Consider the following 13,936-nt stretch of genomic DNA (forward strand, 5'->3'; position numbering starts at 1 on the left):
CTAACAGCGATGCTTCGATCGGTGAAATCATTGCCAACGCAATGGACAAGGTCGGCAAAGAAGGCGTTATTACCGTTGAAGACGGCAAATCGCTGGAAAACGAACTCGACGTCGTCGAAGGTATGCAATTCGACCGCGGCTACCTGTCGCCTTACTTCATCAACAACCCAGACAAGCAAGTTTCCGTCCTGGAAGATCCGTATGTCCTGATTTTCGACAAGAAAATCAGCAACATCCGCGACCTGCTTCCTATCCTGGAACAAGTTGCCAAGTCCAGCCGTCCTCTGCTGATCGTTGCTGAAGACGTCGAAGGCGAAGCTTTGGCTACGCTGGTTGTCAACAACATCCGCGGCATCCTCAAGACGACTGCTGTCAAGGCACCTGGTTTCGGCGATCGCCGCAAAGCCATGCTGGAAGACATCGCCATCCTGACCGGCGGCACTGTTATTTCGGAAGAAACCGGCATGTCGCTTGAAAAAGCCACGCTGGAAGAGCTGGGCCAAGCCAAGCGCATCGAAGTGGCTAAAGAAAACACCACAATCATCGACGGCGCTGGCGACAGCAAGTCGATCGAAGCGCGCGTTAAGCAAATCCGCGTTCAAATCGAAGAAGCTACTTCCGACTACGATCGCGAAAAACTGCAAGAACGCGTTGCCAAGTTGGCCGGCGGTGTTGCTGTGATTCGTGTCGGTGCTGCTACCGAAATCGAAATGAAAGAAAAGAAAGCACGCGTTGAAGATGCTCTGCATGCAACACGCGCTGCTGTCGAAGAAGGCATTGTTCCTGGCGGTGGCGTAGCGCTGATCCGTACACGTGCTGCTGTTGCCCAAGTCAAGGGTGACAACGCTGACCAGCAAGCTGGTATCAAGCTGGTTCTGCGCGCTATCGAATCGCCTTTGCGCACCATTGTTGCCAACGCTGGCGACGAGCCTAGCGTTGTTGTCAACAACGTGGCCAACGGTACAGGCAACTACGGTTACAACGCTGCAACTGGCGAGTACGGTGACCTGGTTGAACAAGGCGTTCTGGACCCCACCAAGGTAACTCGCACTGCATTGCAAAATGCAGCGTCGATTGCCAGCCTGTTGCTCACGACAGAGGTCGCAGTGGCCGAAATCGTCGAAGACAAGCCAGCTGGTGGCGGTATGCCTGATATGGGTGGCATGGGCGGTATGGGTGGTATGGGCGGCTTCTAAGCCCCTTTACTTCCACACCTTCTGCCGGCCTGGGCATTAATGTCCAGGCCACCCAGAAAAAAAGCCCCCGATCTGTTCGGGGGCTTTTTGCTTTAACACAGCCCGCAGGGGCAAATTTTGGTTTACAGGCATAATATCGTCCTGTGCCACCTTGGTGCTGCGCTGCCATTCGGCGTATGACTATTTACCCTGGCGATATGACTCACCATAATTCCCCCTATAAAAGCAAAGGCGGTTTCGGCCGGCTGTTCAATGCCCTGCGCTACTCTGCTCAAGGCTTCAAGGCCGCCTTCCAGCATGAAGCGGCTTTTCGCCAAGAGCTTTTACTGGTCGTGATATTGACTCCTTTGGCGATCTGGATCAGCCGCAGCATGGGCGAAGCGCTTTTACTGATAGGCACACTCGTTTTTGTGCTGATTGTGGAACTGCTCAATTCCGCCCTTGAAGCGCTAGCCGATACAATCACCCTGGAGCACCACCCTTTAATTGGCCGTGCAAAAGACCTGGGCAGCGCCGCGGTGATGCTATCAATCATCTTTTGCACCGTGACTTGGCTATGCATTGTCGGCGCCCATATTCTCGTGCCTGTAATCTGATACCGTAGTAACTACCAAAAAACCCTGTACGCACTCATGATCTTCACACAAAAACTCGAACACGCCTGGACCACCACCGACTCCATGCTAATGGTGGGACTGGATCCAGACCCGCAGCGCTTTCCCGCCGAGCTTCAAGGCCGCCCCGACGCGATTTTCGAGTTTTGCAAGGCGATCGTCGACGTGACCGCGCCGTATGCCTGTGGCGTCAAGCCGCAAATCGCGTACTTCTCGGCACAACGCGCCGAAGACCAGCTGGAAGCATTGTGCGAGTACATACACGAAGCTCATCCTGGCCTGCCCATCGTGCTGGACGCCAAACGCGGCGACATCGGCTCGACTGCAGAACAATACGCACGCGAAGCCTACGAGCGCTACCAGGCCGATGCCGTCACTGTCAGCCCTTACATGGGCTTCGACACGATAGAGCCCTACCTGGCCTGGAACAGCAAAGGCGTCATCGTCCTGTGCCGCACATCCAACAAGGGCGGCTCCGATCTGCAGTTCATCGAATCCAAAGACGACATCCCTTTATATTTGCATGTTGCCGGGCTGGTTGCCGACAAATGGAACACCAACGGCCAATGCGCCCTGGTGGTGGGCGCAACGTTTCCCGACGAGATCGCGAAAGTAAGGGCGCGTGTCGGCGACATGCCGTTGTTGGTGCCGGGCATCGGTGCGCAAGGTGGCGACATTGTGTCGACCGTCAAAGCAGGCTGCAATAGCCGAGGGACGGGAATGATGATCAACTCTTCCCGGGCCATTCTGTATGCCAGCGGCGGAGACGATTGGCGCGAGGCGGCGGCAATTGCCGCTCGCGCTACGCGCGACGCGATTAACGCCGCTCGATAAAGCTCGCGGCGGTAGTCAAGGCAAACGTCACGGCGGCGTTGCGGATTTGCTGGCGGTTGCCTTCGAAAATCTTGGTCATGGCGCGCGTAACAATGCCCTGCGACGCACGCTGGGCAAATCCAAAACACACCATGCCTACGGGCTTGCCTGGCGTGCCGCCATCGGGCCCGGCCACGCCGGTCGTGGAAATGGCCAAGTGTGCAGGTGCTGCTGCCGTCAACACGCCGGCAGCCATTTCCATGGCAGTCTCTTCGCTAACAGCGCCAAAACGCTCCAGCGTATCTTCATTGACTAACAGCTGCTCGACTTTGGCCGCATTGCTATAGGTGACGAAGCCCCTGTCAAACCATTGGCTGGAGCCCGGAATATCAGTCATTGCGGCGGCAAGCAGGCCGCCGGTGCAAGATTCGGCGCAAGCAAACATCCAGCCTTTATCAAGCAATCGTTGACCAAGTTCTGCCGCGTAACCCACAGGATCGTTATTGCTCATATAAACACCTCGAGTCTGACCAGAATGGCGATTACCAGCAAGCTATAGGCCGCTGCCACGATATCATCCCACATAACGCCAAAACCGTTCTTGAAATGACGATCGAAGAAGCTGATGGGAGGAGGTTTTACAATATCGAAAAAACGAAAGACCACGAAAGCCAGCAACTGGGCGCCGAAAGAGTCCGGCGTCAGCCATAGCACCAGCCAGAACGCCACAATTTCGTCCCAGACCATGCCGCCGTCGTCTGCCCTGCCCATTTCCTTGCCAACGCGCTGGCAAGTCCAGCAGCCCAGTGCAAATGCGGCCACCAGCAAAACCGCAATGTAAGTGTCGGGGAGGCGCGCAACGGCCACTACCCATAACAGCCATCCCAGCAACGTGCCCCAAGTGCCCGGAGCAGGCCGAATCAGGCCGCTGCCCAGACCGAATGAAATGACGCGCGGAAACGAGCGAAACACCCAGGCCAGGCCAGGCTTGAAAGCAGTATCGGGATGCGTATCGGTATCAAAGGGGGGCATACGAAGGTCTGAAAAAATTCACAAAAAGAGTCAGGAAAAATGATCGAAACCGGCCTTGTCCAATGGGATGACCGTGCCATCTGCAGCGCGTACCCGTAGACCAGGTTCCGCTACGACCCTGCCGACCCGCGTTACCTGTAGCGACGACGCGGCAGCCAATGCCAGTATGCGCGCGCGTTCACCCGCAGCCGCAGTAAAACATAATTGATACACATCGCCACCAGCCAGCACTGCAGCCTGAACAAGCTGGCTATCGAGCCCTTGCAGCGCCGGTGCAACCGGCAGTGCCAAGTATTCGAGCTCGGCACCGCAGCCACTGGCTTTGAGAATATGCCCGATATCTTGCGCCAGGCCATCGGAAATATCCAGCGCAGCATGCGCAACCCCGGCCAGCGCCTGTCCAAACTGCCATGGCGGCAGCGGCCATTCAAGGGCGCGGCGAGTGGCCTCCAGCAAATCCGGATTATAGGGAAGTTCGTTTTGCAGCAAACGCAAGGCAATATTGGCTGCGCCCAAGTCGCCAGTGATCCAGACGTCGTCGCCTACCTGGGCCGCTGCACGGCGCAGTGCCTGATCCGGCCTGACCTGCCCCATGACCGTCACGCTGATGACAATACCGGCTGTGCTGCGCGTCGTGTCGCCGCCTATCAGCGGGCACCCGGCTTGATCCGCCAGCGCATAGAAGCTTTGGGAGAAAGCGGTCAGCCAATCATGATCGACGGCGGGCAAAGAAAGGCTTAGCAGGCAGGCCACGGGCTGGGCGCCCATGGCAGCCAAGTCCGACAGATTAACCGCCAATGCTTTATGACCAAGCGCAGCGGGATCGACATCTGAAAAAAAATGCCGACCTTCCACAAGAAGGTCGGTGCTGGTTGCCAGGTGATGGCCGGCCGCAACAGGGAATAAAGCACAGTCGTCACCCACCCCCAGGAAGCCGCAAGGCGCCGGACGCGAAAAGTAACGCGCGATGAGGTCGAACTCGATATTCAACAGACCCTCGCAAAGCGCCTAGCGGCGCGCAGCCGCCGCCTGAACCTCGTGGGGACGAATATCGGCTGCCATTTTGTCGAGCACACCGTTGACGAACTTGAAGCCATCCGTGCCGCCAAACGACTTGGCCAGTTCGACCGCCTCGTTGATCGCGACTTTATAGGGGACTTCGGTATGGTGAATAAGCTCGAAGCTGCCTATCAGCAAAATACCGTGTTCGATCGGAGACAATTCCGCCAAAGGCCGATCGACATAAGGCATGAAGCTTTCACGCAGCGCAGGAGCTTCCCGCAACACCCCATGCAGCAGCGTCTTGAACCACGTCGCATCAGCTTCGTGGAATTCTTCGTCGTCGCGGATGTGGGCGTCGATAGCACCGGCCTCTTGCAAGCTATCGTCGCCGCGCAGCAGCCACGAATAAACGCCCTGCAAGGCGAATTCGCGCGCGCGCCTGCGCGCGCTACGACTATTGGTCCGGGAAGCAGCGCCCGAAGGCGCGCCCGGCGTATTATTTGTCGTCAAGATCTTCGTCCTCGTCATCCTCGTCGTCTTCATCGTCCTCGAAATCTTCGTCATCTTCAGTTTCGGGTTCGAGGGCGGCGACCAGGTTAGCCATTTCAACGGCGCTGCGAGCGCAATCACGCCCCTTTTCAGCGGCGCGTTCCTGGGCTTGCTCGTCAGTGTCGGTGGTAAGCACGCCGTTGGCGACCGGAATACCGGTTTCCAATGCAACGCGGCTAATGGCCGACGCGCTTTCATTGCTGACGATTTCAAAATGATAAGTATCGCCGCGGATAACAGCACCCAGTGCGATCAAGGCGTCGAACTCGAAAGTTTCAGCCATTTGTGCCAAAGCAACGCCCAGCTCAAGCGCACCGGGAACCGATACGAGCATGACGTCGCGCTCATCAACGCCCAATTCAGCCAGTTCGGCCAGGCAGGATTCCAGTTCGGCTTGACCGACCTGCTCGTTGAAACGAGCCCGCACAATGCCTATATGCAGACCTTCTCCGTTCAGATCGGGAGACAAAGTATATGGGTTCATAATCAATAATTCCTGTTATGGGGTGGAAAGAGGTTCGCTATCGTAACCCGTTATGGTCAGGGAAAACCCTGTCATGCTGGGCATTTTTCGCGGCCGGGCCAGCAAACGCGCCTTGCCTATATTAAGGTCGCGCATGATTTGCGCGCCAATGCCGTAAGTAAGGAGGCCATAACGACTTTCGCGGTCGTTGGCCGGCGTGTCTTGCGTGTCAGCCTGGTTCCAGGATTCGAACTGGTTAAATAGCAAATCGGGAGACCCTTGGCAGTTCAGCATGACCAGCACCCCGGACGGAGCGGCTGCGATGGCCTTGAGCGCATCGGATACGCTCCAGCTGTGGGTAGTAGCGCCTTCGAACAAGATATCCAGCATAGTGGTGGGTTCATGCACACGCACCAGCGTTTCGGTTTCGGGCGTAATGTCGCCATGCACCAGCGCCATGTGGGGCGCCCCCGACGACAGATCGCGGTAGGCCACTGCAGTGAACTCGCCCCACGGGGTTTGCATACGGCGGCTGGCCAGCCTTTCGATCATGGATTCGTGTTCGCTGCGGTACTGAATAAGGTCGGCAATAGTGCCGATTTTCAAGCCATGCTCGCGCGCGAAGACTTTCAGGTCTGGCAAGCGCGCCATGGTTCCGTCGGGCTTTAGAATTTCACAGATGACAGCGGCGGGCGTCAGGCCTGCAAGCGCCGTCAGGTCGCAACCGGCTTCGGTATGCCCGGCGCGCACCAGCACCCCGCCGCGAACGGCCTGCACCGGAAAGATGTGGCCAGGCTGGACCAAATCGGACGGCTTGGCATCGCGCGCTACAGCCGCCTGGATGGTGCGGGCGCGGTCAGCGGCTGAAATACCTGTATCCACCCCTTCGGCGGCTTCGATGGACATGGTGAAGTTGGTGCCGAAACGCGTGCCGTTGCGGCTTGCCATCAGGGGCAAGTCAAGCTGACGGCAACGCTCTTCGGTCAATGTCAGGCACACCAGCCCGCGGGCATGCGTGACCATGAAGTTGATGGCTTCCGGTGTAACGAATTCGGCTGCCATGACCAGGTCGCCCTCGTTTTCGCGATCTTCTTCGTCGACCAATATAACCAGTCGGCCAGCCCGCAATTCGGCAACAATTTCGGTAACGGGAGAGATATTGTAGGATTGCGCTGTATCGAAATCCATGTCGGACGGCTTGCTCATGAATATAGGCTCAGTAAAAAGTTGGGTCATTTTAACGCCTTCCCGAACCCGTCCATGCAAAGCCGGGTAATATCCGCATAAAACATAACATGATTCCTCCATGCGCGAAAAAAAAACAGCGGTAAAGCCCCAGAATGATGGGCGCCGCAGCATCCAATCGGTGGAAACCGGCTTTCCGTTGCTTGCTGCGCTAGTCGACTCAGCCAAGGCCCTGACCTTGCGCGATCTGGCAGCACAAGCAGGCATGACTTCGGCAAAGGCCCACCCTTACCTGGTCAGTTTCACCCGTGTCGGACTGGTGCAGCAAGATCCCGCCACGGGTCAATACGAACTCGGGCCCTTTGCGCTGCAAATGGGCCTGGTAAGCCTGCAGCGCCTGGACACTGTACGTGCCGCCATGCCCGAGGTCAATCAACTGGCTGGCCAAATCGGGCATACGCTGGCGATCGCCGTGCTGGGCTCGCACGGGCCGACCATGATACATATCTCCGAAGCCAGCTACCCGGTACACGTGAACATGCGCAAAGGTACGGTCATGTCCATGCTGCATACCGCCACCGGCCATGTCTTCGCGGCCTGGCTCCCGCCCAAGATTGCGCAGCACTATATAGAACGTGAAACGGGCGATACGGCCGTAGTGACCAGCATCAGCCCCTTGCGGCCCAGCGCAGCTGAACTGGACGCCTTGCTCTCGCACATCAGGCAAGTGGGTGTCGCGCAGGCACTGGGCAACCCGCTACCTGGCATTGATGCCTTATCGGTACCGGTGTTTGACCATTCCGGCAATATTGCACTGGCGCTGACCAGCCTTGGGCCTGCGACGCTGTTCGACGCCAGCCCGCAAGGTCCCATTGCAACAGCGCTAAAAGAATGCGCCGCGGCCATCTCGGAAAAGCTCGGGTATCGGCCCAGCCGATAAACCGCTAAACTCAAACGGCAGGACATCTTGATTTACGGCTTTTCATAATAATTACCGCATAAAAACGGAGACAAACCCATGAAACCATCAAGCTTATTGTTGACCACCACTTTTCTTGCTGTACTTGGCACTGCGCCTCTTGCCCAAGCGCAGGACACATGCGCCAACCGCGGCGACCTGGATACGATGTATTGCGATGCCAATAACGACCTGGTTGCCGACACCCCTACTGATGCCAGCAAGCTGAAGACGCCCTCCACCGTGGTATTTACCTATACACCCGTGGAAGACCCGGCCGTGTATGCCGAAATCTTCTCGCCATTCACCAAGCATCTGTCTCAGTGCATCGACCGCAAAGTGGTCTTTTATCAAGTGCAAAGCAACGCTGCCGAAATCGAAGCCATGCGCTCGAACCGGCTTCACGTAGGCGGGTTTTCCACGGGGCCAACCAACTTCGCAGTCAACCTGGCAGGCGCCGTGCCTTTCGCCGTCAAGGGGGATGCCAACGGCTTCCAGGGCTACAACCTGATTCTCATCGTTAAAAAAGACAGCCCCTATAAAACCCTGGCCGACCTGAAGGGCAAAAAGGTTGCACATACATCGCCATCGTCCAATTCCGGCAACATGGCGCCTATCGCCCTGTTCCCCAAAGAAGGACTGGTTCCCGGCAAAGACTACGAATTCCTTTACTCCGGCAAGCATGATCAATCGGTCATGGGCGTGAATTCGGGCGATTACGACGCCGCTGCCGTTGCCTCCGACGTTTTCCACCGCATGGCAGAGCGCGGGCAAGTCAAAGAAGACGACTTCCGCATCATCTACACAAGCGAGAAGTTCCCCACATCGTCGTTCGCTTACGCCTATGACCTGGAACCGGCGTTCCGCGACAAGATGCTCAAATGCTTCTACGACTATCGCTTTCCGGCCGAAATGAAAGAAGCCTTCGACGGCGCTGACCGCTTCTATCCGGTTACCTACAAGAAAGACTGGGAGATTGTGCGCGATGTCGCCAAGGCCGGCGGGGAAAGCTTTACGCGCTCTGCCTACGACAAAGCCAGCAAGAAAGCGAACTGACCGGTTATGGGAGCCGCACTCCATATCAAAAACCTGGTCAAAGAGTACAAGGCGAACCGTCCCGTCCTGAAAGACATCAGTCTTGATCTTACCGGTGAAGGCCTCACGGCCATCATCGGCCCCTCGGGAACCGGAAAAAGCACGCTGTTGCGTTGCATCAACCGGCTGGTGGAACCCACGGAAGGCAAGATCCTGCTGGAAAACAATGGCGGGTTCATCGATCTGGCCAAGGTGCGCGGTTCGGCGCTACGACAGGCCCGCCGCCGCATCGGCATGGTGTTCCAGGAATACAACCTGGTCGAACGCCTCACGGTGATGGAAAACCTGCTTACGGGCCGGCTAGGCTACACCTCGCCGTTCAATGCGTGGCGGCGTCATTTCGACCCCGCCGATATTCAATACGCTTTCAGTTTGCTGGAAACCGTGGGGCTGGCCGGCTTTGCCGACCAGCGTGCCGATGCGCTGTCGGGCGGACAGCGCCAGCGCGTAGGCATAGCGCGCGCCTTGATGCAGCGCCCGCAACTCTTGCTGGCGGACGAACCCACCTCCTCCCTCGACCCGAAAACTTCAGTTGAAATCATGGAGCTGCTCGTCGAGCAAGGCGGCGCTTTCAATATCCCTGTCATCGTCAACATCCACGATGTCGAACTGGCCAAGCGATACGCCTCACGCATTATCGGCATGTCTGAGGGCACCATCGTTTACGACGGACTCGCATCGGGTTTGACGACCAGCGTCTTGAAGCAGATTTACGGAGGCGAGTCGTGGCTGGAATAACCCCGCCTGTTGCGGTCCCCGGCAGGCCTTTCGCCTTATCGCTGCGCGCCAAGCTCGGACTGCTGCTGGTTGTGGCCTATGCGATTTTCGCGGCAACGCAGCTGGGATTTTCCTGGGATCGGTTCGAGGCCGGCCTGGGCCACGGTGCGAAATTCCTTGCCCGCATGTTCCCGCCCAGCATCGAACGCGGCGCCATGCTTTGGAAAGGCATTGCCGAAAGCCTGGAAATCGCCGTCCTTGCCACCACGCTGGGCATTCTCCTGGCGCTGCCTCTAAGCCTGCTGGGTGCTCGCAACCTGATGCCTTCCTGGGCCAGTTGGCCTGCCCGGGCCATTGTGTCGTTATGCCGCGCATTACATCCGGTGATCGTAGCCATTATTTTTGTCAAAGCCGTCGGTTTCGGCGCATTGGCGGGCGTGCTGGCGTTAACGGTCGCATCCATCGGCTTCATCGGCAAGCTGTTTACCGAATCCATCGAAGAAATATCGCTCAAACAGGTGGAAGCCGTACGCGCGACAGGCGCATCGTTCCCCAATGTCATTATCTTTTCGGTAATGCCGCAAGTGTTTGCGCGGTTTGTCGGTTTCTCAACCTATCAGCTTGATTCCAATCTGCGCAACTCGACCATGGTAGGCATTGTTGGCGCCGGCGGCATAGGCGGGACCTTGTTTTCAGCGTTCCAGCGCTTTGACTATGACTTCGTCTGCACCATACTCATTTCCATTATTGCCATCATCATGGTCGGCGAGTTGCTCGCGGGGGTCGTACGCTCGATACTGCTTGATAACGTATCACTGGCTGCGCTCTTTCAACGCAAGCATCAATCGCGCACCACGCCTCGGCCCGTCGAGGATGACGCATGACTAATACTAACGTTGCCGCAAGCCAGCCGGCCGCCACCTGGGTGCGCTATACCCCCGGGCAGCGCTTGCTTCGCTTTGCCTTGTACCTGCTTTTTGTACTGGCTATTGTCCAGTCGATACGCAGCATCGATGTCATTCCAGAGTTTTTATACGACGCGCCCACGCAAATGGCTGACCTGATCAACCGGATGTGGCCCATTTCATGGCAAAGCTTCCCCGGATCCATACAACGGGCGCTGATTGAAACCCTGCACATGGCCACGCTTGGCACCATACTTGCCGTCATCATGGCAGTACCGGTGGGCTTGCTGGCTGCTGGCAACCTGACAAAAAACAAGGCTATCAACTTCCTTGCCCGTCTTATCCTCGTGTCCAGCCGCTCCATCAATTCCCTGGTATGGGCACTGCTTTTTATCGCGATTTTCGGGCCAGGCCCGCTGGCCGGCACCATAGCGATCGCATTCCGTTCTATCGGCTTTATCGGCAAGCTGCTCGGAGAAGCCCTGGACGATGCCCAGCCCGGGCCAATTGAAGCGCTTACCGCCACGGGGGCAAGCACAGGCTCTATCATCGGCTACGGCTATTGGCCGCAGATCAAACCGGCCTTCTGGTCCATTGTGCTGCTACGCTGGGATATCAACGTGCGCGAGTCGGCCGTACTGGGCCTGGTGGGGGCTGGCGGTATAGGCATGGCGCTGAACAGCGCAATGGATTTATTCCAATGGGACAAGGTTTCATTGATACTTGTCTTGATTTTCCTGATCGTCATCGTTGCTGAAATCGTCATAACCCGGGCCCGAAAAACACTGCTGTAACCGACACGCGGTAATATGGCGCCCATACTCAGCCCGGGGCCACTATGCTTGAACGCGAACTCAAATTCCACGTACCCGCCCATAAACGGACGGCGCTTGAAAAGGCATTGCGCAAAATTGGTGCGAAGGAACTACCGCTGCACGCCCGTTACTTCGACACAAAAGACCACGAACTCGCCAAGGCCAAAGTCGCCCTGCGCCTGCGCAAGGAAGGCGAACAGTGGGTGCAAACCATCAAGACACCTGGCGCCGACGAGTTATCGCGCATTGAAATCAACCATCCGCGTACGGAACCCACCCTGGATTTGAGTCTTTACGAAGATACCCCGGTCGCGCAAGTTATTGCCCGGCTGGAACACCCCCTGGAACTGCTTTACGAGACCGTGGTGAACCGGCTTGTCATCAAGAAAGGAATCAAAGCCAACGTTATCGAGTTCGCGTACGACCAAGGCTTGATCAAGGCGGGCGACCTTGAACTACCGATATGCGAACTTGAGCTTGAGCAGGTATCGGGCAGCACGGACTACCTGTTTGCCCAGGCCAGGCAATGGCTGAAAAAACACGGCTTGATCCTGGATCTGCGCAGCAAAGCGGAACGCGGCGATGCCCTGTCCCAGCTTGCCCACGCCACGCCGCAGACTACCCCGGCGGAGTATGGGCAACTGCGTAAACCACGCCGCGCCGGCTCGGTAACGCTGGCAGACGCGCCGACACTGGATGCGGCATATCGATTATGCGCTAACGACTGCATGAATCAGATAGTCCGCAACGCCACTTTCCTGGCCGGTGTTGACAGCATTGACGATGTGTCTATGAACCAGGTTGAGTACATCCACCAACTGCGCGTGGGTATCCGTCGCCTCAGGTCCTGCTGGAATTTTTTCGGCAAATGGGTAGATATCGACGAAGCGGTACTGGGCGCTCAACTACGTCAATATTTTGGCTTGCTTGGGCAGGCCCGCGATAACGACGTGGTCGAACTGTTCATCACGCCCCGCCTGGCCGACGCGGGCATGCCGGCGCTAACGCTGCCCAGCCCTATTGTTCATGCAAACCATGCCCAAGCGCTGGCGGCCAGTGCCGAGTTCCAGGAAACGCTGCTGACACTGCTGCATCACCTTGTCGCCGAAGAAACCACCGACTCAGAAACAAAAAAGCCCAGCATCGGGAAACTATTAAGCGAGCGCTTGAACAAACGCCTGAAGCGGCTATGCCGCCAAGGGGCACAGTTCCGCCAGTTAACCGTAGAGGACCAGCACAAGCTGCGCAAACGGATCAAAGGCCTGCGATATGCCATGGAGTTTTCCGCAAGCCTGCTTGCCGGAAAAAGCCTGGCTCGCCTGCACGCTGCCTTGATGGACACCCAGCACACGCTAGGCGACCTAAATGATTTATATGTCGCTCACGACTACTACCAATCGCTTTCGGTCGACCAGCCCCAGGCCTTCTTTGCCTTGGGCTGGCTAAAAGCGATGCAGGTGCAAAAACAAGCCGAAGCCGAGCTGGACTTCCTGCGCCTGGCCAAGGCCGGGGGCTTCAAGGCCGCAAAGCCGGGATGAATGATCGGTGATGATTAGTCGCCGATGAGCGCCGCTGCGAATTCGCGCGCAACGAACGGCTGCAAATCATTCAAGCCTTCGCCTACCCCTATCCAATATACCGGCACTGGCCGTACACCTTGGCTTCCCGCTGCAACGGCAGCCAAGGTGCCTCCCTTAGCCGTGCCATCCAGCTTGGTCACCACCAGGCCTGTCAGCGTAATGGCGGCGTCAAAGGCGCGTATCTGGGCCAAGGCGTTCTGACCTGTATTACCGTCGATAACCAGCAAGACTTCATGCGGCGCGGCGCCATCCGCCTTGCCTATCACCCGTTTGATTTTCTTTAGTTCTTCCATCAAATGCAGCTGAGTCGGCAACCGGCCCGCAGTATCAACCATGACCACATTCGCCTGGCGCGCCCGACCGGCATTCACCGCATCAAAGGCCACTGCGGCCGGATCGCCGCCATCCTGAGCGATAACCGTTACATTGTTACGCGCCCCCCACTCCATCAGCTGTTCGCGCGCAGCGGCCCTGAACGTGTCGCCGGCCGCCAGCAGCACTGAAGCGCCCTGGGCCTGAAATGCATGAGCCAGCTTGCCTATAGAAGTGGTCTTTCCTGCGCCGTTCACGCCGGCGATCATGACCACCAAGGGCGATGCTTGCCCCAAGGGAAACGGTTTCTCCAGGGGAGTTAGATGATCGGCCAGTATGTCGCGCAGCGCCGCTTTGACCTGTGCAGCGTCGGCAAGACGCTCTTTACGCACGCGCGCACGCAAGGCCGTAAGCAATTTTTCAGTTGCCTCCACCCCCGCGTCCGCCATGATCAACGCGGTTTCCAGATCATCGAAAAGCGCTTCATCGACCTTTACACCAACGAACAAGCCGCCGATATTCTGCCCGGTACGCGACAAGCCTTGTTTAAGACGGGAGAGCCATGAGCCTTTTTCGGCGACCGCTGGTGCTTGCTGCACCGGCTCCTGCACCGGCTCCTGGACTGGCTCTGGCTCTGGCTCGGCGTCGGGCGCCACGGGCGGCACCATGGCGGGTGGCTCATCAAGTGCATCCGCCGCTG

General features: G+C 57.5%; 16 protein-coding genes. 9 read left to right on the forward strand and 7 right to left on the reverse strand.

Annotated features, from left to right (window positions below):
- From groL to pyrF, 3 genes are all read left to right on the forward strand, one after another.
- On the forward strand, positions 1-1,196 hold a 1,196-nt coding region (gene groL / locus ABWO67_RS15135; RefSeq protein ID WP_353152962.1), incomplete at its 5' end, for a chaperonin GroEL.
- A 197-nt stretch (positions 1,197-1,393) separates the two neighbouring features.
- A complete protein-coding gene (locus ABWO67_RS15140) occupies positions 1,394-1,792 on the forward strand; it encodes a diacylglycerol kinase (RefSeq protein ID WP_353152964.1) in 399 nt (132 codons plus the stop codon).
- A 36-nt stretch (positions 1,793-1,828) separates the two neighbouring features.
- Positions 1,829-2,644, forward strand: a complete 816-nt coding sequence (gene pyrF / locus ABWO67_RS15145; protein WP_353152966.1) for an orotidine-5'-phosphate decarboxylase — start codon at positions 1,829-1,831, stop codon at positions 2,642-2,644.
- Here the strand turns inward: pyrF and ABWO67_RS15150 are convergent.
- The 6 genes from ABWO67_RS15150 to ribBA are packed head-to-tail and all read right to left on the reverse strand — an operon-like array spanning position 2,628 to position 6,875.
- Entirely contained in the window at positions 2,628-3,134 is a 507-nt protein-coding gene (locus ABWO67_RS15150; RefSeq protein ID WP_353152968.1) for a CinA family protein, read from the reverse strand. The two genes, pyrF and ABWO67_RS15150, sit on opposite strands and share 17 nt — an antisense overlap.
- The gene (locus ABWO67_RS15155) at positions 3,131-3,655 is read right to left on the reverse strand and encodes a phosphatidylglycerophosphatase A family protein (protein ID WP_353152970.1); all 525 of its coding nucleotides are present in this window, start codon (positions 3,653-3,655) and stop codon (positions 3,131-3,133) included. Before ABWO67_RS15155 ends, ABWO67_RS15150 begins: the two co-directional genes overlap by 4 nt.
- 30 nt (positions 3,656-3,685) lie before the next feature.
- Positions 3,686-4,645, reverse strand: a complete 960-nt coding sequence (thiL, locus tag ABWO67_RS15160) for a thiamine-phosphate kinase (protein WP_353152972.1) — start codon at positions 4,643-4,645, stop codon at positions 3,686-3,688.
- Between the two features lie 18 nt (positions 4,646-4,663).
- Positions 4,664-5,167 carry a transcription antitermination factor NusB gene (gene nusB / locus ABWO67_RS15165; RefSeq protein ID WP_353152974.1) on the reverse strand — a complete coding sequence of 168 codons (504 nt, stop codon included), beginning with the start codon at positions 5,165-5,167 and terminating at the stop codon, positions 4,664-4,666.
- Positions 5,154-5,690: a 6,7-dimethyl-8-ribityllumazine synthase gene (gene ribH, locus ABWO67_RS15170; protein WP_353152976.1), complete on the reverse strand. Its 537-nt coding sequence runs from the start codon at positions 5,688-5,690 to the stop codon at positions 5,154-5,156. The genes nusB and ribH overlap by 14 nt, the downstream gene beginning before the upstream one ends.
- A gap of 15 nt (positions 5,691-5,705) precedes the next feature.
- A complete protein-coding gene (gene ribBA, locus ABWO67_RS15175; protein WP_502930028.1) occupies positions 5,706-6,875 on the reverse strand; it encodes a bifunctional 3,4-dihydroxy-2-butanone-4-phosphate synthase/GTP cyclohydrolase II in 1,170 nt (389 codons plus the stop codon).
- A gap of 100 nt (positions 6,876-6,975) precedes the next feature.
- On the opposite strand from ribBA, the gene ABWO67_RS15180 reads away from it, so the two are divergent.
- The 6 genes from ABWO67_RS15180 to ABWO67_RS15205 all read left to right on the forward strand — a co-directional run bounded on the left by ABWO67_RS15180 (position 6,976) and on the right by ABWO67_RS15205 (position 12,882).
- Positions 6,976-7,794, forward strand: coding sequence for an IclR family transcriptional regulator (locus ABWO67_RS15180; protein ID WP_353152978.1), 819 nt, complete (start codon positions 6,976-6,978; stop codon positions 7,792-7,794).
- Between the two features lie 78 nt (positions 7,795-7,872).
- Positions 7,873-8,868 (forward strand): phosphate/phosphite/phosphonate ABC transporter substrate-binding protein, encoded by a 996-nt coding sequence (phnD, locus tag ABWO67_RS15185; RefSeq protein ID WP_353152980.1) that lies wholly within the window; start codon positions 7,873-7,875, stop codon positions 8,866-8,868.
- Positions 8,869-8,874: 6 nt separating this feature from the next.
- A complete protein-coding gene (gene phnC / locus ABWO67_RS15190) occupies positions 8,875-9,645 on the forward strand; it encodes a phosphonate ABC transporter ATP-binding protein (RefSeq protein ID WP_353152982.1) in 771 nt (256 codons plus the stop codon).
- A complete protein-coding gene (gene phnE / locus ABWO67_RS15195; RefSeq protein ID WP_353152984.1) occupies positions 9,633-10,508 on the forward strand; it encodes a phosphonate ABC transporter, permease protein PhnE in 876 nt (291 codons plus the stop codon). The genes phnC and phnE (ABWO67_RS15195) overlap by 13 nt, the downstream gene beginning before the upstream one ends.
- Positions 10,505-11,323, forward strand: coding sequence for a phosphonate ABC transporter, permease protein PhnE (phnE, locus tag ABWO67_RS15200; RefSeq protein WP_353152986.1), 819 nt, complete (start codon positions 10,505-10,507; stop codon positions 11,321-11,323). The genes phnE (ABWO67_RS15195) and phnE (ABWO67_RS15200) overlap by 4 nt, the downstream gene beginning before the upstream one ends.
- 44 nt (positions 11,324-11,367) lie before the next feature.
- Positions 11,368-12,882 (forward strand): CYTH and CHAD domain-containing protein, encoded by a 1,515-nt coding sequence (locus ABWO67_RS15205; protein ID WP_353152988.1) that lies wholly within the window; start codon positions 11,368-11,370, stop codon positions 12,880-12,882.
- Between the two features lie 14 nt (positions 12,883-12,896).
- Here the strand turns inward: ABWO67_RS15205 and ftsY are convergent, their stop codons facing one another.
- Positions 12,897-13,904 carry a signal recognition particle-docking protein FtsY gene (gene ftsY / locus ABWO67_RS15210; RefSeq protein ID WP_353152992.1) on the reverse strand — a complete coding sequence of 336 codons (1,008 nt, stop codon included), beginning with the start codon at positions 13,902-13,904 and terminating at the stop codon, positions 12,897-12,899.
- Positions 13,905-13,936 lie beyond the last annotated feature (32 nt).

This window comes from Pollutimonas bauzanensis (genome assembly GCF_040393045.1).
Lineage (GTDB): Bacteria > Pseudomonadota > Gammaproteobacteria > Burkholderiales > Burkholderiaceae_B > Pollutimonas > Pollutimonas bauzanensis_A.

Coding starts and splice junctions, on each gene's coding strand:
- ABWO67_RS15140 (WP_353152964.1), top strand. CDS start 1,394: ATGACTCACCATAATTCCCCCTATAAAAGCAAAGGCGGTTTCGGCCGG.
- pyrF (WP_353152966.1), top strand. CDS start 1,829: ATGATCTTCACACAAAAACTCGAACACGCCTGGACCACCACCGACTCC.
- ABWO67_RS15150 (WP_353152968.1), bottom strand. CDS start 3,134: ATGAGCAATAACGATCCTGTGGGTTACGCGGCAGAACTTGGTCAACGA.
- ABWO67_RS15155 (WP_353152970.1), bottom strand. CDS start 3,655: ATGCCCCCCTTTGATACCGATACGCATCCCGATACTGCTTTCAAGCCT.
- ribH (WP_353152976.1), bottom strand. CDS start 5,690: ATGAACCCATATACTTTGTCTCCCGATCTGAACGGAGAAGGTCTGCAT.
- ribBA (WP_502930028.1), bottom strand. CDS start 6,875: ATGAGCAAGCCGTCCGACATGGATTTCGATACAGCGCAATCCTACAAT.
- ABWO67_RS15180 (WP_353152978.1), top strand. CDS start 6,976: ATGCGCGAAAAAAAAACAGCGGTAAAGCCCCAGAATGATGGGCGCCGC.
- phnD (WP_353152980.1), top strand. CDS start 7,873: ATGAAACCATCAAGCTTATTGTTGACCACCACTTTTCTTGCTGTACTT.
- phnC (WP_353152982.1), top strand. CDS start 8,875: ATGGGAGCCGCACTCCATATCAAAAACCTGGTCAAAGAGTACAAGGCG.
- phnE (WP_353152986.1), top strand. CDS start 10,505: ATGACTAATACTAACGTTGCCGCAAGCCAGCCGGCCGCCACCTGGGTG.
- ABWO67_RS15205 (WP_353152988.1), top strand. CDS start 11,368: ATGCTTGAACGCGAACTCAAATTCCACGTACCCGCCCATAAACGGACG.
- ftsY (WP_353152992.1), bottom strand. CDS start 13,904: ATGGTGCCGCCCGTGGCGCCCGACGCCGAGCCAGAGCCAGAGCCAGTC.